At 30.6% G+C, this 17,551-nt stretch carries 17 protein-coding genes and 1 other annotated feature; of the genes, 11 read left to right on the top strand and 6 right to left on the bottom strand.

The genetic code is table 11. The features are described 5' to 3' along the window. Positions 1–288: 288 nt before the first annotated feature. From ACWJJ7_RS17085 to ACWJJ7_RS17075, 3 genes are all read left to right on the top strand, one after another. Positions 289–993 (top strand): cytochrome c biogenesis CcdA family protein, encoded by a 705-nt coding sequence (locus ACWJJ7_RS17085; RefSeq protein WP_462963149.1) that lies wholly within the window; start codon positions 289–291, stop codon positions 991–993. Positions 994–1,011: 18 nt separating this feature from the next. Continuing rightward, entirely contained in the window at positions 1,012–1,602 is a 591-nt protein-coding gene (locus ACWJJ7_RS17080; protein ID WP_462963148.1) for a TlpA family protein disulfide reductase, read from the top strand. Positions 1,603–1,857: 255 nt separating this feature from the next. Next, positions 1,858–3,672: an urease accessory protein UreH domain-containing protein gene (locus ACWJJ7_RS17075; protein ID WP_462963147.1), complete on the top strand. Its 1,815-nt coding sequence runs from the start codon at positions 1,858–1,860 to the stop codon at positions 3,670–3,672. A gap of 246 nt (positions 3,673–3,918) precedes the next feature. On the opposite strand, the gene ilvA is transcribed toward ACWJJ7_RS17075, so the two are convergent. After that, a complete protein-coding gene (gene ilvA, locus ACWJJ7_RS17070) occupies positions 3,919–5,163 on the bottom strand; it encodes a threonine ammonia-lyase (protein WP_462963146.1) in 1,245 nt (414 codons plus the stop codon). Between the two features lie 66 nt (positions 5,164–5,229). After that, positions 5,230–5,462: a binding site (T-box leader), on the bottom strand. Positions 5,463–5,727: 265 nt separating this feature from the next. Between ilvA and ACWJJ7_RS17065 the strand changes: the two genes are divergently transcribed. From ACWJJ7_RS17065 to ACWJJ7_RS17045, 5 genes are all read left to right on the top strand, one after another. Continuing rightward, positions 5,728–6,837, top strand: coding sequence for a sensor histidine kinase (locus tag ACWJJ7_RS17065; RefSeq protein WP_462963145.1), 1,110 nt, complete (start codon positions 5,728–5,730; stop codon positions 6,835–6,837). Positions 6,838–6,873: 36 nt separating this feature from the next. Next, positions 6,874–7,506, top strand: a complete 633-nt coding sequence (locus tag ACWJJ7_RS17060; RefSeq protein ID WP_462963144.1) for a response regulator — start codon at positions 6,874–6,876, stop codon at positions 7,504–7,506. 117 nt (positions 7,507–7,623) lie between these two features. After that, complete coding sequence (locus ACWJJ7_RS17055; protein WP_462963143.1) at positions 7,624–8,559, top strand: ABC transporter ATP-binding protein; 936 nt, start codon at positions 7,624–7,626, stop codon at positions 8,557–8,559. A gap of 10 nt (positions 8,560–8,569) precedes the next feature. Then, positions 8,570–9,694: an ABC transporter permease gene (locus tag ACWJJ7_RS17050; protein ID WP_462963142.1), complete on the top strand. Its 1,125-nt coding sequence runs from the start codon at positions 8,570–8,572 to the stop codon at positions 9,692–9,694. A gap of 1 nt (position 9,695) precedes the next feature. Next, positions 9,696–10,841: an ABC transporter permease gene (locus ACWJJ7_RS17045; protein ID WP_462963141.1), complete on the top strand. Its 1,146-nt coding sequence runs from the start codon at positions 9,696–9,698 to the stop codon at positions 10,839–10,841. Between the two features lie 76 nt (positions 10,842–10,917). Here ACWJJ7_RS17045 and ACWJJ7_RS17040 read toward each other — a convergent pair whose 3' ends face one another. Together ACWJJ7_RS17040 and ACWJJ7_RS17035 are read right to left on the bottom strand one after the other, a co-directional pair. After that, a complete protein-coding gene (locus ACWJJ7_RS17040) occupies positions 10,918–11,625 on the bottom strand; it encodes a DUF975 family protein (RefSeq protein ID WP_462963140.1) in 708 nt (235 codons plus the stop codon). 273 nt (positions 11,626–11,898) lie between these two features. Beyond that, on the bottom strand, positions 11,899–13,212 hold the full coding sequence (locus tag ACWJJ7_RS17035) for a 2-hydroxycarboxylate transporter family protein (protein WP_462963139.1): 1,314 nt from the start codon (positions 13,210–13,212) through the stop codon (positions 11,899–11,901). A gap of 38 nt (positions 13,213–13,250) precedes the next feature. Here ACWJJ7_RS17035 and ACWJJ7_RS17030 point away from each other — a divergent pair, with 38 nt between their 5' ends. The 3 genes from ACWJJ7_RS17030 to ACWJJ7_RS17020 are packed head-to-tail and all read left to right on the top strand — an operon-like array spanning position 13,251 to position 14,776. After that, complete coding sequence (locus tag ACWJJ7_RS17030) at positions 13,251–13,880, top strand: Spo0B domain-containing protein (protein ID WP_462963138.1); 630 nt, start codon at positions 13,251–13,253, stop codon at positions 13,878–13,880. A gap of 24 nt (positions 13,881–13,904) precedes the next feature. Beyond that, positions 13,905–14,102, top strand: coding sequence for a hypothetical protein (locus ACWJJ7_RS17025; RefSeq protein ID WP_462963137.1), 198 nt, complete (start codon positions 13,905–13,907; stop codon positions 14,100–14,102). A 47-nt stretch (positions 14,103–14,149) separates the two neighbouring features. Continuing rightward, complete coding sequence (locus tag ACWJJ7_RS17020; RefSeq protein WP_462963136.1) at positions 14,150–14,776, top strand: response regulator; 627 nt, start codon at positions 14,150–14,152, stop codon at positions 14,774–14,776. A gap of 91 nt (positions 14,777–14,867) precedes the next feature. Here ACWJJ7_RS17020 and ACWJJ7_RS17015 read toward each other — a convergent pair whose 3' ends face one another. From ACWJJ7_RS17015 to ACWJJ7_RS17005, 3 genes are all read right to left on the bottom strand, one after another. Further along, positions 14,868–16,004, bottom strand: coding sequence for an O-antigen ligase family protein (locus ACWJJ7_RS17015; RefSeq protein WP_462963135.1), 1,137 nt, complete (start codon positions 16,002–16,004; stop codon positions 14,868–14,870). Positions 16,005–16,267: 263 nt separating this feature from the next. Continuing rightward, positions 16,268–16,855 carry a phosphatase PAP2 family protein gene (locus ACWJJ7_RS17010; RefSeq protein WP_462963134.1) on the bottom strand — a complete coding sequence of 196 codons (588 nt, stop codon included), beginning with the start codon at positions 16,853–16,855 and terminating at the stop codon, positions 16,268–16,270. A 92-nt stretch (positions 16,856–16,947) separates the two neighbouring features. Beyond that, on the bottom strand, positions 16,948–17,502 hold the full coding sequence (locus ACWJJ7_RS17005; protein WP_462965030.1) for a phosphatase PAP2 family protein: 555 nt from the start codon (positions 17,500–17,502) through the stop codon (positions 16,948–16,950). Positions 17,503–17,551 lie beyond the last annotated feature (49 nt).

Here is a 17,551-nt window from a genome sequence, read left to right as displayed (position 1 = left end):
TGCAAACATAATTTATAACTAATTGATCATCAATATCACAAATTGTTGATATTTTTAGTATTTAAAACAACTCCTTTGCACATCTATAACCACATAATACCTAATTGTTATGTAGATTTAATGAAGAAGCACATAAAATCTTCACATCTTTTTAGTATAATGTTTATAGTTATGACTTTTTTCATAGAAATGAGTTTTTATTATTTCGTATTTTACATTTAAGCTTAAGGATCTGGCTTAATTAAATCTAAATCATTGTTTTAATACTTAATTGGAGGTGTTTTACTTTTGAATGACATATCAATATTGCTAGCTTTCTCTGCAGGTCTTCTATCATTTTTATCTCCTTGCGTCCTTCCACTGGTTCCTGCATATATAAGCTATTTAACTGGTTCTTCTATAGAAGAGTTAAAGGATGGCAAAGCTAAACTTTCCACTTTATATAAATCCTTTGGATTTGTATTAGGCTTTTCTATTATTTTTATTTTAATGGGAGTTTCTATAACATCCCTTGGCAAGTTACTAATTACCCATAAAGATTTGTTTAGAAAAGTAGGAGGAACTCTTATTGTTGTTTTTGGTCTTCATACTATTGGAGTATTTAAAGTAAAATTATTTTATCGTGAGAAAAGATTTTTATACTTTGATAAAATCAAAGGTCCTTTTAGCTCAGTGATAATGGGAATGGCTTTTGCCACAGGTTGGACACCTTGCATTGGTCCTATATTATCCTCAATACTCATCTATGCTACAAGTATGAACTCTGTAGGTAAAGGGATTTTACTTTTGATAATGTATTCCCTAGGACTTGCTGTTCCATTTATTTTAACTGCCATGGCCATAGGAAGCTTTACTAAACAATTTAGAAAGTTTTCAAAATATCTTCCTATAATCTCTACAATAAGTGGCGTTTTAATGATAATAATGGGAGTTATGATTTTCACGAACAAATTATCCATATTAAGTCAATACATGAATTTTATTAATTTCTAGTTGAAGGAGATAATTAATATGAAAAAATTACTAATAGTACTTATAGCTGCTATCATTGTAGGTGTGTCTATCCATACTTTAAACACCTATAATGCATCAAGTTCTAACCCTAACTCATCTGTGGAAAATACAGACAAAAGTAGCACCACTCGAAATAATGCTCCTACTAAGCCCATTGGAATAAATCCTAAGGTTGTTAAAACCAAGGCCATAGATTTCAAATTAAAGGATCTAGATGGTAATGAATTATCTTTAAGTGACTTAAAAGGTAAAAAGGTTTTTCTTAACTTTTGGGCAACTTGGTGTCCACCTTGCAGATCAGAAATGCCTGAAATCGAAAAATTATATCAAGAAACAAAAGATAGCGACTTAGTTATAGTAGCTATAGAAATTGGTGAACCTTTAGATACTGTTAAATCCTTTATTGATAGTAATAACTATAATTTCAAGGTACTTTTAGATTCCGATCAAAGTGTTGCATCAAAGTATAATATAGCATCAATTCCTACTTCATATTTCATTGATGTAGACGGAAATATCATTTCTAAAAACTCTGGTGCTATGAATATTGATCAGATGAAAGAATATATTAAAGCTTTAGATAAATAATCTAACTCAAACACTAAATCCAGATAAATAACTTATCTGGATTTAATTATTTTTTTAAATCTATCAGCTATATATCTTTATTTTAAAAGTACTAATATCTTTATAAAATCTACACATCTTTTTTATATAATTTAAATTATAGGTTTATATTCATAGAACTAAAAGCACAATCTTATTCTTCATGAAACTTTAATGATAAAAATTCATTAAATACAACATTAAATATTATATTAAAAACTTTTAGGAGGTAATAATGTGAGTATTAAAAAAGAAAAAATAAAGGTCTTCGATATGACATGTACATCCTGTGAATCAAGAGTAGAAAGAGCAGTTACAAAATTATATGGTGTGAAAAAAGCTCTAGCAAGCTTCAGTAGTCAATCTCTAACTATAGAATACGATACAGATCTGTGTAACTCCGAAAAAATTATAACTGCCATAAAAGTAGCTGGTTATAGTACAGAAAGTTTAAATAACTACAAAATAGTAGGTATATTTATAATCGTAGCAGCAATTATATTAATCGGAAATTCATCAGGTGGAATTGACATGACCTCTAGACTCAATGGCGCTACATATTTTGTTCTATTTATTGTTGGAGTCCTTACCTCAATACATTGCGTAGGTATGTGTGGAGGAATAATGCTATCACAAAGTATAAGTAAAGATAACAAAAGTAAATTCGATTCTATCAAACCTGCCCTTCTATATAATGCAGGCAGAGTTCTATCATATACAGTAATTGGTGGGATAGTAGGTGCTCTAGGTTCAGTGCTTTCACTCTCACTACCCGTGAAGGCTGGACTTCAAATATTTGCTGGTGTCTTTATGATAATAATGGGACTTAATATGAGTGGTTATAGCCTATTTAGAAAGTTTAATATAAAGCTTCCATGGTCGGCTTGTTCAGTTAATAAAAGGCCAAAGACTCCTTTTTTAATTGGTGTTCTAAATGGACTTATGCCCTGTGGCCCACTTCAGACAATGCAACTATATGCTTTAGGAACTGGAAGTGCTTTTAAGGGTGCCTTATCCATGCTAATATTTTCTCTCGGCACAGTACCTTTAATGTTGACCTTTGGAGCATTATCAGGTCTCATTACTAAAGGATATACAAAAACTCTTTTAAAATTTAGTGGAATACTAGTTGTAGTTTTGGGTATTGTAATGGGAACTAGAGGACTAGCATTAGCTGGTGTAAATGTGCCTTCTACATCCACATTAACTGCTAGTTTATCTGGTAATAAAACATTGGCATCAGCTGCACCAGCTGCTAAGCCAACTATAGAGAATGGAGTGCAGATAGTTAAGATGACCGCAGATGGTGCAGGTTATACACCAAATGGATTATATATACAAAAAAATATGCCTGTAAAATGGATAATTGATGGTAAATCATTAAACTACTGTAACGGACAAATAATTATTCCTTCCTTAAACATTCAGAAAACTTTGCAGCCCGGTGAGAATGTCATTGAATTTACACCAAATGATAAAGATATAAACTTCAGTTGCGGAATGGGCATGATTAGGGGTGTATTTAAGGTAGTTGATAATGTGGACGTGGTGGACACTTCAAAACCTGATCCTTCTGTGCCAGCTCCATCTAGTGGAATGCCTTGTTGTAATATGGGTAGCACAACTGACGCACCTGCTACCCCTGAAAACCCAAGTATTTATGGTACGGATTTGAGTAAAGTTGAAACCAGTAGATTGATCCAAAAAGCTGTGATTTCAGGAAGCAACCAGGCTCTTTCAATTAAAGGTACAGGATATGAATTTGAACCCTTGATTGTAGTTGCGGCTAAAAACGTTAATACAATTTTAAGCTTTGATTTAAATGGATTTGACAATCCAGATGGAACCTTTGAAATTGCTGCAACGGACACTGGCAACAACATAACTACTTTTAAAGGTAAAAAAGGAACTGTTAAAATAACTACCACCTTTAGCGCAAACGGTATCTATTCGATTATAAAAGATGGCAGTATTGTAGGTGGTGTGGTTATTGTAGATGATTTAAAAAATACAGATTTAGAAAAGATTAGAAAGGATTATATAGGTGGTTAATTTTATGATATACCATTCAAAGAGGCACGAAGTCTCTCAAATAATAATTAATGTAATGTTGTCGTAAAATATAATCATATACTTTTAATAATCATTGCCACGAGGGTAGGACATTTTGTTCTACCCTTTCTTATTTTAAAACTCAAAAGTTAAAATTTCATACACTTAAACTACCACACCGTGCAGTGATGGTAGTTTCATAATCCTAAATATCAGTACCATTTGTAAAAGGTAGAAAGCGGTGAATTAGTATATTTTATTAACTGTATATCCCGCATTGTTTAATTTATTTATAATGGTATTCACATGATCGTGACCATTTGCTTCTACAGTAATTTCAAGCTGAACTTGCATAAAACGATCATTAGTTTTAAATTGATTATGATCAAGCTTCACTACATTGGCATTTGCGTTTGCCAGGATTGATGAGACTTTGACAAGCTCTCCTGGTATATCTGACAGTTCTATACTAAAGCAGAATAGTCTTCCCCTTGAAACCAAACCTCTATTTATCATAGAGGAAATTGTAACAACGTCAATATTTCCGCCGCTTAAAACGCAGGCCACCTTTTTACCTTTTTCTTGTATTTTCTTGAGTCCTGCAAATGACAAGGCACCAGAAGCTTCTGCAATAAGCTTGTGTTTTTCTAAAAGAATAAGAAATGACTCCATTATATCAAAATCTGAAACTGTTACAATTTCATCTACATAATTTTTTATGATTTCAAAGGTTAGATTTCCAGGTTTTTTTACAGCCACACCATCAGCTATAGTACGAACTGTTTCAAGGTTTACAATTTTTTTATTGTCCATAGATTCCTTCATTGCCTTTGCACCTTCGGGCTCAACACCTATTATTTTAATTTTAGGATTTAAGGCTTTTGCTGCAAGGGCAATTCCGGCGATTAATCCCCCACCACCAACAGGTACAAGGATACAATCTATATCTTTAATTTCCTCAAAAATTTCGCAAGCTATAGTACCTTGACCATACATTACATCCAAATCATCAAAGGGATGTACAAAAACATAATTATGTTCTTGTTCTAATCTTTTAGCTTCTGTATAAGCTTCATCGTAACAGTCTCCTATTAAAATCACATTTGCACCATAGCTTTTCGTGGCCTCAACTTTGATAAGAGGCGTTGTTTTAGGCATTACAATGGTAGCCGCAATCCCTAATTTTTCAGCTGAATATGCAACCCCTTGGGCGTGATTTCCAGCGGAAGATGCAATCACACCTCTTTTCCTTTGCGAAGGGGTTAAGGTACAAAGCTTATTATAAGCTCCACGAATTTTAAAGGCACCAGTAATCTGCAAATTCTCAGGTTTAATATAAATGGAATTTCCACATTCATTACTGAAAACATCACTGTATATAAGAGCTGTTTTTATAGACACATCTTTTAGGTTTGCCTGTGCCCCTTGAATTTTTGAAAGATGATATTCTAATGTCTGATTTGATAACGATTTTAATTCTGATTTTTGCATATTTAAAACCTCCTATTTTTTAAATTGTGTTATTGTTTTACAAAAAAAATCGCCCTTGGAAATAAATCCAAGGACGAGTATTAATCGCGGTACCACCTTAATTGTGTCTTTTAAAAGACACCTCTCTTTTCGGTTCGTTAAAACCTATGCCTTTTATCGGGGCTCACCGGCTTATCTTACTTTATTCGGACAAGCAGCTCAGGAGTGATTTGTATCTTTTACCTAGTATCGACTTTCAGCAAACATCGACTCTCTGTAACTAAAGTTTATAAAATAACATTCTCCGTCTTCGCATTAACATACTTATTTTAAGGAATTTTAACATTAAATATTCACAATGTCAATTAAAAAAATAAAAATTTCAATTTTTTTATTTTCTATTATGCCATCCTAACACTACTTCCGCTTTAGTCTGAAGTACTATAATGAAGTTATTTTTCTATAATTGAAGGATAAAATTAAATTAATATAGAATTACAATAATGGTATATTTTATAGAGATTTATGAATATTAACAAAATAGCTCAAGTATTTGCGTAATTTTTAATAGGTAGAGGTGCTTTTATGGAAAATTGGATTATATTAAATAAATTAATTTTACTAATTTATGTAAGTAGTCTGCTGGTAAAGGGAAATTTCAACTCTCCTTGTAGCAATTATGTAGTGATTATATCACTACTTTTTTATGTAATTATTAATGTAAGCAAATCATTAGTTTCAAGCAAAAGATATAAACTTATCTTTTTAATCATATCAATTCTTGAGATTTTGATTTGCAATTTTTTTGTCACTCCTATATTTTTTATATTGTTACCAATAAATTTTTTTGAAATATTTGTCGGTAAAATAAAAGTTATATTTATTTTGTTTGTTTTACTAATATCTGGTTTTATTATTAACAAAACCATTATGATATGCGAATACTTGGGTGCTTCCTTATTTAGTCTTGTAGCATACTATTTCATTTTAATCATTGAAAATAAAATAAAAACACTTACCATTAAAAATGATGAGCTTAAAGAAAAAAACTATAGATTATTGATAAATTTGAATAATCAAATAGAATACAAAAATCAGATTATATACAGCTCACAGTTAGAAGAGAGAAACAAAATCGCTCAGGAAATACATGATAAACTAGGTCACAGTATTTCAGGAAGCTTAATGCAACTAGAGGCTGCGAGACTTATTATGGACAAGGATAGTAATAAAAGTAAAGCTATTATTCAAAATACAATAAATGTACTTAGAGACGGAATGGAAAGTATAAGATTTACATTGAAGAATATTAAACCTGAAGCAGAACAGTTAGGAATAAACAAAATAAAGCTACTTGTAGATGAGTTTAACAATAAAGGTAAAATCAATGCAAGTTTATATTATAGCAAGAATTTGGATAGGGTTTCCTATATTGAATGGAAGGTTATTTGCGATAATATAAAAGAAAGTTTTACTAATATAGTTAAATATTCTGAGGCTAAGAATGTTAAAGTAAATGTGGAATTGCTTAACACTTTGCTTAAAGTAGAAATAAAGGACGATGGAATAGGCTGTATTAAAATAACAAAAGATCTTGGATTATCTGGAATCGAAGAAAGGACTATGAATTTAAATGGAAAAGTTATTTTTGATGGTTCTAGTGGTTTTTCAGTAATTATTTTACTTCCTATTTAGGGATGAGTTAAAATTTAGTAAAAGGATGGGGTTAAATTGCCGATTAAGATTTTGATTGCTGATGATGATTCACTTATTCGAGAAGGTCTAAAAATAATAATTGGTTTAGACGAAGAATTTATTGTGATGGCTTGTGTGAAAAATGGTCAGGAAGCTATAGACTATTGTTTAAACAACTTAGTAGATGTTGCACTTTTGGATATAAGAATGCCAGTTTTAAATGGTGTGGAGGCCATAAAGGAAATCGCTATAAAGACTTCAACAAAATGCCTCATTCTTACTACCTTTGATGAAGACGAATATATAAATGCAGCAATTCGTTATGGTGCGAAGGGATATATTCTTAAAAATAATTCTCCAGATAAAATTAAAGCTGCAATAAAGGTAGTATACAGTGGGAATATGGTTATGCAGGAAGGCATAATAGATAAAGTGTTAAAAAGAATAGATAGTGATAATAGTAGTAATTTAAATAGGGATTTATTTACTGGGAGAGAGGTAGAGATAATGGAGGCAATCGCTGATGGATTATCAAATAGAAAGATTTCAGAAAGATTGTTTATTTCAGAGGGTACTGTGAAAAATTACATTACTTCAATTTTAGACAAAACAAGTCTAGAGCATCGAACACAAATTGCTATTTATTATTTAAAGGGTGGAAATAAATAAAATATGACTTTAGTCATGTTAAGAAAGTGACTTTCTATACTTATGATGGAAGTCTTTTTTTTATATAATTAAAACATAGAAATTAATAAAGATTAAAAGATTTAAGGGGGTATTATTTTGGATATTGTTAAAATAAAAGGATTAACCAAAAAATTTGGAGACTTTACTGCAGTTGATAATATAGATCTTTCAATTAAAGAGGGAGAAATATATGGCTTACTTGGGCCTAATGGGGCAGGCAAGAGTACAACTATAAATATGATTTGTGGATTAATTACAACGACAAAAGGTTCTATTGAAATACTTGGCATAGATAATAAGAAAAATCCGAATAATGCAAAGAGAAACATTGGTGTAGTCCCTCAAGACATAGCAGTATACGAAGATTTAAATTGCCTCGAAAACGTAAAGTTTTTTGCAAGTCTTTACGGCATTAAAGGGGAGGAATTAAAAAAGAAAGCTTTAGAATCTTTAGAATTTGTTGGTCTTAGTGATAAAGCTAAGAGTATGCCCGCCAGTTTCTCTGGAGGAATGAAAAGAAGATTAAATATAGCATGTGCAATTGCTCATACCCCTAAACTTTTAATAATGGATGAGCCTACAGTAGGTATCGATCCACAATCAAGAAATCATATACTTGAATCTGTTAAGAAATTAAATGAAAGAGGATGTACCATTATTTATACAACTCATTATATGGAAGAAGTAGAAGCAATTTCTACGCAGATAAGTATTATTGATCATGGAAAGGTTATTGTAACAGGCACCAAGGAAGAACTCAAAGCTATTGTTACAGATAAAAATACTGTTGAGATTACAGTTATAGATGGTACGCTAATAAAGGAAGAGGAATTAAAAGAAATAAAGGGAGTTACGGATGTCCTCGTTAATGAAAACAAAGTTAAAATTGACAGTTTAAAGGAAATTAACAATTTAGATAAGATAATTTTATATTTCACGGATAATGGAATTCCAATTAAAAATATTGAGAACAAAGTGCCAGATCTTGAAACAGTGTTTTTAACACTTACCGGCAGAAAATTAAGGGATTAGAGGTGAAAAAATGAATATTATTTCTATAATTATAAAGGAAGTAAAGCATACTTTTCGGGACATAAAATCAATGGCAATGATGATATTATTTCCAATAGCATTAATAGTTGTGCTTAATGCGGCGTTTAAAACAAAGTTTACTAGTTCTATTGATGTTGGTACACCTAAAGTTTTATATAGTATTGAATCTGCAGGGGCTGTTTCTGATAGTTTTAAAAATAGTTTTATTGAAAAAGGAAAAGATTTTAAAATAGAATTTACAAAAATGGATAATATGGATTCTTCTAAGAAAAAATTAATTTCTAAAGAATATGATGCAATTATAGAAATGAAAAGTAATAATAAAATAGAGTTGTATAAGAGTGGGTTAGAAAGTATTAAGGCTGGTATGGTTGAAAGCATTTTATCCACTTACGTACAGGAATTTAATGTAATTGTAGAAGTTAGTAAAGTCAATCCACAAATAATAAGTAGTTTATTAAATGATGACAATGCAAGCTATTCTACAATTACTTCTCTTAATAAAGTAGCTCAGCCCTCTTCTTTAGATTATTATACAATTGCAGAAATAGCCCTGATAATTATGTATTCAGGAATGACGGGACTTTTTGGAATTGCAAATGAGAAGAATTCAAAAACCAGAGATAGAATTTTGATAAGTCCTGTTAAAAAATATGAGTTTCTTATTGGAAAAACAATAGGTGGAGTTATAGGCACAGTTATTCAGATTGCTATTGTTGTTTTATTTAGTAAATATGTCCTTGGTGCAAATTGGGGAAATGATATTTTTACTGTATTACTAATTTTTATTTCTCAAATAATAATGGCGATAGGTATAGGTGTAGGGCTTGGTTTTATTTTCAAAAATGAAAATGTGGCAAATGGAATTTTGAATTTTATTATACCTGTAATGGTATTCCTTGGAGGAAGCTACATGCCTGTAGATGGTTTTGGAAGCAAGACTTTTCAAGCAATAACCTATCTATCTCCTGTAAGGTGGGTTAATAGATCGGCATTTGATGTGATTTATAACAACAATTATAGCAAGGTTTCCACAGCAATTTTGATTAATATAGGCGTAGCAGTAGTATTTCTTGCTATATCTTCCTTGTTGTTTAGAAAGGAGAATGCATAATATGAGAAATTTATTTTTACTTGCACTTAATACATTAAAAATTACTTTCAGAAAAAAATCTAATATTGTAGTATATCTAATTCTTCCAGTTGTAATTGTTATATTTGTTATGTCAATTTATTCATCAGTGGACTCAAAGCTTAAAGTAGGAATAAATAATAAATCTATAAATGGAGTAATAGCTAAAGATTTTGTTGCTGCTTTAAATGGGCAGGATAAATTTAAAATTCAACAAGTTAAAGAAAGTGAAATAAATAATTTAGTTGCAGAAGGCAAAGTTGATTGTGTGATTACAATACCTACAAACTTTGATGAAAGTGTTCATAATGGAGCAATAAGTAAAATACAGATTACTGCAATTAAAGGACAGGAAGTTACGACGTGGGTTCAAAATTATGTGAATTATTATATGAAAAGTCTCATGATGCTAGGAAAGGCTTCTGGTGGGGATAGCGCTATATTTAATAAACTTTATGAAGGATTTAAGGCTCAAACTCTTAATGTTCATAAAAATGTAGTTAAAGATGAATCCCTTGATAAATTAAAAACTGTTCAAAGTATAGGATTTTTAATAATGTTTATGCTCCAAGGAGCAACTACAACTTCAGGGCTTATTTTAAAAGAAAAGAAAGAAAAAACTTACTTTAGAATATTTACGACTCCTGTAAACAGCCGAATATATATTGGGGCAAATATACTTGCTAATATGTGCATAATGGTAGCACAATCAATTTTAGTAATATTTTCATCTAAGTATATTTTTAAATTGAATACTGGTGTACCTGATTTGCAGCTGCTTGTAATACTTGTTCTATTTGGATTTGTTTGTGTAACATTGGGGATTTTATTAGTTGCGTTTTCAACCACAACAAGTCAAGCAGGAACCATGGCTACATTAATAATAACGCCGACATGTATGCTTTCAGGGTGTTTTTGGCCAATTGAGTTTATGTCTAAAACTATGCAGCAGATAGCCAATTTTTTACCACAAACTTGGGCATTAGAATCTATTAGGCAGCTCCAAAACGGTAAAACTTTTTTAGAAATTATGCCGTTACTTGGAATACTTGTAGCTTTTTCACTAGCCTTTTTCCTAATTGGTATGTATAAGATGAAAAGCAATGAAAGCGTTAAAAGTTTTATATAAAAGGAGCCAACAATTGTTGGCTCCTTTCATATTAATCAGAAATTAGAAATCAGTTTATTGCAATATATCTTTTCTACTAAAGTAGTTTTTTTTCATTAGAATCACTCTTTAACCCTTGATAGAAAACTGCTGTGGATGTCTGTATATACGGTTCAAGCCATATGAACCCTATTCCTAAAGTGACTAAACATAATATAAACCACCCTGCAAAGCTTAGATATAGACAAAATAATTTCCCTTTATATCCATTCATCATCTCTTTGCTACGGTTTATAGCCTCCAAAGAGGTTAATTCGGGATTGTCGATTAGTATATAGTATGACATAGAATAACTAAAACTAGCGATTATTCCTGGTATTATAAGCAATAAAGTCCATAACAATATAAATATACCCATTAATAAATTCAACAAAAATGTCTTTCCAAAATACTTAAACCCCATAAAAACATCCTCGATTTTAGCATTAGTCTTTCGTATTAAATTCAGAAAAAACATTGAAGCGCCAAAAGTTATGGGTCCTCCGATAATCAGTACTATAAATAGACCTGAATTTTGAATTCCACCATCACTAATTGGATCACTATATTTAAATATTTCATGTATAGGATTATTAACAACCCAATTTACTCTTTCTTTAATATCAGGCCCCTGTATAAACATTTCTGTGAAAATCCACACTAATACACATACTATTATAGCTACAATCCAATTACCTGATAAATCCGCCCTTGCTTCTTGACGTATTTCCTTATTACTTTTTAATTTTGAGTCATAAACATACATATATATCCCCCTTGTGTGCTTTGGTTTTATTAATCACCTTAAATGATAATCTATGTTATTGAAAGTGATTGTATAATATCTGTTACTATTTGTCAATATTGTTTTCATAGAACATAATTGGAACATAATTCATGTGCAATATATTCAATTTTAATATATGTATAAATTCACAGATTAACCCCTAAAATTTTTCTAATTCATAAAATAATAAAAGTGGCTACAATAATTTATAGCCACTTTTCATTATTTTATTAAATTTTAACAAATCCATCGTTAAAACAATCTAAGTAAAACGCTAGCAATTATAAGAATAAGTGCCCCTCCTAAGCGTGATGAAATTGCAGCAAAAGGCATAAGCTTCATTCTTTTAGCTGCAGTTAATACGGCAACATCCCCTGAACCACCCATATTAGCCATACACAAACCAGCAGAAAGGGAAGTTTCTATTGGATAGAAACCAACAAATCTAGCTACAACTCCAGAACCAATTACCGCACCAATTATAGTAACACCAACAAGTATTATATACTTAAATGTTAAAGCTGAAATAACCGCATTAAGATCAGTATATGCAATTCCTACACCTACCAAAACAACAACTGTAAAGTTTTTCATTACAAATGAGTACCACACACTACAGGCATATTCACATTTAGCAGGTAGTGCACCCGTCATTTTAACAAGAATAACAATAAGAATCATCCAAGCATAAGCATGAATAGTTGGTAAAAATTTTCCTACAATATAACCTGCAGTCAAAAATGCACCAGATAATAATATACCAATTGCATATAATTCCAAGTCATTAGATTTATCCTCTACCTCATTTTCCGCATCAAGCTTAGTCTTTGAATTAGGTATTATTAATTCTCCATTTCCTGTTAAACTCGGCTTAACTTTACCTATTTTATTTAAAATACCCGCAGAAACAATCGCAAAAGCATTACCTAAAGCTACTGCCGGAGTCATTATAGACATTATAATTTTAGGATCTTGATTAAGCGTAGCACCAAATATTTTAGCTAATGGAACAGCTCCAGCACCCATTCCACCACCCATAATAGGTATTCCTATATAAAAAACAGCTTCCTTTGCACCATACCCTAAAATAATCCCAAATAATCCTACTAGTCCAAGAGCTGCTATGATTCCACCTAAAAGACATGGAAGATATCTAACAACAGCTTGAAGAAGTAATTTTCTATTAATTCCCAAAAGGCTTCCAGCAATAAGGCCACATATAAAGAGATCCAAAAATCCACCACTGGTCATAAAATTAGTAGCTGAAGTTATAACCCCCTTTGGTAAAATCTTATAGGTTGCCAAAGCAGAAGATCCAAAAATAACTACAATAGCACCACCTCCAAAATAATCTTTTACTATAGGTAGATTATCTCCAATAAGGTAAAGAACACTACCAATAACTAGCATTAAAGGCAATGCGCTTACCATTCCAGGTGGAAGCACATTCATATATGCACCTACAAACATGACCATAGCAATAATTGCAAAATACTGAATCTTAATACCCATTATTTCAAGTGTTTTCTTTTCATTTAACATACTAACTTTCTTCTCAGCTAACATAATTATCCCCCTCTAATATTAATGAGATTTATTCAAAGATGGGTAACTTCCTACCCTTTATAGTATTAGGATTATTTTTGGGAGCAATAGCCGCAACTCTTTTGTCCTCAAATATAAAAAAAACCATCTTTGATTTAGAGCCAAAAGAAATAGCGTTAATTTTAAAAGAAAAGGAAGCTGTAATCGAAAGTGTGAAAGAAGGCATTTTAGCCGTAGATAAGAACGGAAAAATCACCTTATTTAATAAAGAAGCTGGAGAGATTTTGGAACTATTAGAAGAAGATATCGGTAAGCAAATCACAAACCTTTCTTATGGCAGCAAAATTTCTGAGGTCCTGAAAGTAGGAAAATATTATGAAAATATAGAAATGAAAGTAAGGCCCGGTCTAACAATCTTGTGCAAATATAATCCCCTTAAAAATGATAAAGATGAAGTAATTGGATGGGTAATGAATTTCAGAGATTTAACAGAATTTAAAAAAATGGCAGAAGAGCTTACAGGAATAAAGAAAATGACTTGGTCCCTTAGAGCACAAAATCATGAATTTATGAATAAGCTTCATACTATATCTGGAATGATACAGCTGGAAGAATACGTGGAAGCTGTGAAATTCATATCACATATTGCTAAAAATAGAAATGGAATCAATAGTATTCTTACAGATTAAATTAAGAATGTATCTATTGCAGCATTGCTATTCTCAAAATACAATAAAGCAGAGGAATCTAGAATAGTATTTGAAATTGACGCAGATTGTCAATTAAATGAATTGCCACAATATATAAGTGAAGATGAATTAGGGTCTATCATTGGAAATTTGATTGAAAATTCTTTTGAGGTTGTAAGCATCGATGGAAGCGGAACCGTAACGGAACCTGGTGGGATATAAGTATACCAATGAAAAGGAGTTGAAAGCAATGATTAAAGTAATAAAATATGGTACGTGATATCAATACAAAGTTTTTGCAAAAAGTGGAGGGATTTCAGTTAACTAAGGCCGTCAGTAATCTTACCCAGGCGCAGATCTTTATGGAGAAACAAAAACCAGATTTAATTTTACTTGATATCTATCTTCCTAAGGAAAATGGAATTGATTTTTTAAAGTTACTTCGAGCCGAAGAAATAGAAGTGGATGTTATTTTGATTACTGCAGATAAAACCATTAATAGGGTTCAAGAGGCTTTTCGCTATGGTGCCCGCGATTATTTAATTAAACCTTTCACCTTGGAGAGGTTTAAAGAATCTTTACTTAAATTTAAAGATAGATATTATAATTTTAAAAAATCTTATGAAATTGAGCAAAGCGAATTGGACAAGTATATTTCAAGTAGCAAAGATTTAGTGGAAGAAGAAAATAATAGGAATCTAGATTTAACAAAGGGATTAAATAAGTATACATATAAAACAATATGGCAACAAGTTCAGCAAATAGGAGAAACATATACCACACCAGAAGAACTAGGAGAAATATTAGGAATTGCAAGGGTGACTTGCAGAAAATATTTAGAATATATGAATAAAGAAGGAAAAGTACACATGTTAATTGAGTATGGTAAGACTTAACCAATATACTTAATATGAATTTATAGGAATATACTGTATAATAGTTATTAATTAATATACTGAATATAGACGTATAAGAATATTGCAAATCTTAACTATTATTTTGTTTTACAAGAGAGCTTATTATAGCTGAACTAGCTATAAATAATAACCCAGTTTGCGGTGCAATCATTGTAAAATCAATCAATCCATGCCCAATTACTACAGCTTGAATACCCACAAGCATTGTAACCAATCTACAATTTTGTGCATGAAGTATTTTTAAATCTCGGAATAAATTAACTTTCATATAACCATATATAGAAAGCCCAAAGGCTCCAAGTGTTGTCATAATAGTAATCCAGATATTATGACCATGGTATAAGGTTGCATAATAGTAACCTTTCATAAAGTCTGCCCCATGGTCAGTAATTCCCATAAGCCCCCACCCTGTAAAAGGCTTAAGCTTTATCATTTTTAAACATCCCTTCCATATTCCAATACGACTAATAAATGATTGATCAAAATCATGTCCAGTTACATTTTTCAAAATCTGTGATGGCATAAAAGTAACTACAGCTGTAATTATAAATATTGTTATAACCAGCCACATATCTTTTTTACTACCTCTAGCGATATAAAATATAAAAAGTCCAAATAATAGACCCATAAAAGCACCACGCGATCCCGTTAAATACAATGCAATAACAAACAAAAGTGTTGCTATTTGATAAAATAATTTTGTAGTTTTAGATGTAGTGGTACAAAAATAAAGACCTACAATAACCATTATAGCAAACCAATTACCCGCTACATTTGGATTTCCAAATGTACTATAAATTCTATTATTAAATACTGGCTGAGATGTAATTTCAAGAAATTTTTCCCAAATATTATAATGGAAATACATATATATAGTTTTCTCAACAATTCCAAAAATCGCAGAGAACAGTGAAAAATACACTAAATACATATATATTTTTTCCACCTTATTTCCATTTTCGCAATAATCTTGTAAAAAAACACTAACACACAAATACAAAAAAAGAGCAAAAGATGCAGCAATTGATGTAAAACTATAATTTATAATTCCTACTATTAAAGAGCAAATAAAGAGTAAACAAAGTCCTATATTCCAGTGATTTTTATCTATGCTTACTTTTTTAAATAATACCATATATGTCATATATATTACTGGTATTATGATCGTGTATGGGGAAATGACTGTTAATAACACTAAAATAACCATAATAAACCACCTTCGCCTATAGTCAACCAAGCCCCCTCAAAACCACATGTACCAACTATCCATTAAGGATTTATCGCTTGAAAAAGTATATTGACTGTTTCCTATTATACTTACCTAACTGTATAAAAATATGCCTTCTATAAAGTTGATTAATGGTGAATGGACTATTGGTATCGCAATCATATTGCACTTGAGACGTTGACATGGAGATAAAATATTATCTAATTGATGATATTTAAATCATCTCCTACGGAGCTTCAATATTAAATTTCATTATATGATGACTTACTCCCTAATATTTTTGCTATTTTCTTTTCAACCATTTCATATAACTTTTCAACTTTGCTCCTTAATTTTAGGTTATAAATATAACTTGTTACAAAAACAATTACATATGCTCCTATAACATCCATAGGATAGTGATGCCCAACATATACTCTTGAAAAGCCCATAATAATTGATAATATTATTAATATTATACTAACCAACTTGTTATATTTTTCAATTCCTAATGCTATACTCATTGTTCCTATAACATGATCACTTGGGAATGATGCATTTTTCGCATGAGGTAATAATAAATTCACCTTATTATGCACAAATGGTCTGTCTACATAATATATACCTCCAATGATAAACGCTATTATTAAATTAATTACTGTAATAACAAAAGTATTAACAGCAACTTTTCTATAATCAGAATTATTTTTTATAATTCCTATAATAAATACTATTGCAATAACTGCCATAAATATATAAGGCACATATTTTGCAAAGAAAATCATAATCCAATCTAATGCTATATTCTTATTTGCTAAATTATTTATTGATTTAAAAAACACCATATTCATTTTCAACTACCCCTTCTATAATATATTCTGATAAAAACTAGCGATATTTTTCATATATCCTTCCTGAAAGATTCAAGGCCTAACCCGTCTTACTATATGCTCGCCTTATTATAATTATTTACTTTAGTAAACAAGCAAATTATTATTCCACTGCATATGAGCCCTAACATTATACCCCCTAAAACATCTGTAGGATAATGAACATATAAATATAATCTTGAGAAAGCTATTAAAGAAGCTAAACTGAAAAATTCAAGTGCATATTCTTTAAAACATTTTGCTAATACTCCTGCAACTGCAAATGAAGATGTAGTGTGCCCTGACGGAAATGAATAGGATAAGGGCTTTGCAATTAAAAGGTCAACTGCTGATATATCTGCTGATGGTCTTATACGGTGAACTACATGTTTTAATATTCCTTCTCCTAAAATTGTGCTTAGTAATAACGCTACTAAAGCCATGAAACCTATTTTTCTATATTTTTTACTAATCATCAATATAATTGCTATTATAATCCATATAGCTCCATTATCACCTAATGATGTAATACCGACCATTACTTTATCCATTATAGTTCCATGCATATTATCTTTTATATACAATAATATGGAACTATCAAATTTCTGTATTAATGATATTATCTTCATCATTTTCATCATTTCTCCTTGTTTTTCTATTTTCTTTTATGAATAACTA

The organism is Clostridium sp. CM042 (assembly GCF_055080995.1).
Note: the sequence above shows the minus strand (reverse complement) of the source record. Positions and strands in the feature narration are given on the sequence as shown.

Coding starts and splice junctions, on each gene's coding strand:
- ACWJJ7_RS17035 (WP_462963139.1), bottom strand. CDS start 13,212: ATGTTAGCTGAGAAGAAAGTTAGTATGTTAAATGAAAAGAAAACACTT.
- ACWJJ7_RS17065 (WP_462963145.1), top strand. CDS start 5,728: ATGGAAAATTGGATTATATTAAATAAATTAATTTTACTAATTTATGTA.
- ACWJJ7_RS17045 (WP_462963141.1), top strand. CDS start 9,696: ATGAGAAATTTATTTTTACTTGCACTTAATACATTAAAAATTACTTTC.
- ACWJJ7_RS17040 (WP_462963140.1), bottom strand. CDS start 11,625: ATGTATGTTTATGACTCAAAATTAAAAAGTAATAAGGAAATACGTCAA.
- ACWJJ7_RS17030 (WP_462963138.1), top strand. CDS start 13,251: ATGGGTAACTTCCTACCCTTTATAGTATTAGGATTATTTTTGGGAGCA.
- ACWJJ7_RS17080 (WP_462963148.1), top strand. CDS start 1,012: ATGAAAAAATTACTAATAGTACTTATAGCTGCTATCATTGTAGGTGTG.
- ilvA (WP_462963146.1), bottom strand. CDS start 5,163: ATGCAAAAATCAGAATTAAAATCGTTATCAAATCAGACATTAGAATAT.
- ACWJJ7_RS17005 (WP_462965030.1), bottom strand. CDS start 17,502: ATGAAGATAATATCATTAATACAGAAATTTGATAGTTCCATATTATTG.
- ACWJJ7_RS17015 (WP_462963135.1), bottom strand. CDS start 16,004: ATGGTTATTTTAGTGTTATTAACAGTCATTTCCCCATACACGATCATA.
- ACWJJ7_RS17020 (WP_462963136.1), top strand. CDS start 14,150: ATGGTACGTGATATCAATACAAAGTTTTTGCAAAAAGTGGAGGGATTT.
- ACWJJ7_RS17010 (WP_462963134.1), bottom strand. CDS start 16,855: ATGAATATGGTGTTTTTTAAATCAATAAATAATTTAGCAAATAAGAAT.
- ACWJJ7_RS17050 (WP_462963142.1), top strand. CDS start 8,570: ATGAATATTATTTCTATAATTATAAAGGAAGTAAAGCATACTTTTCGG.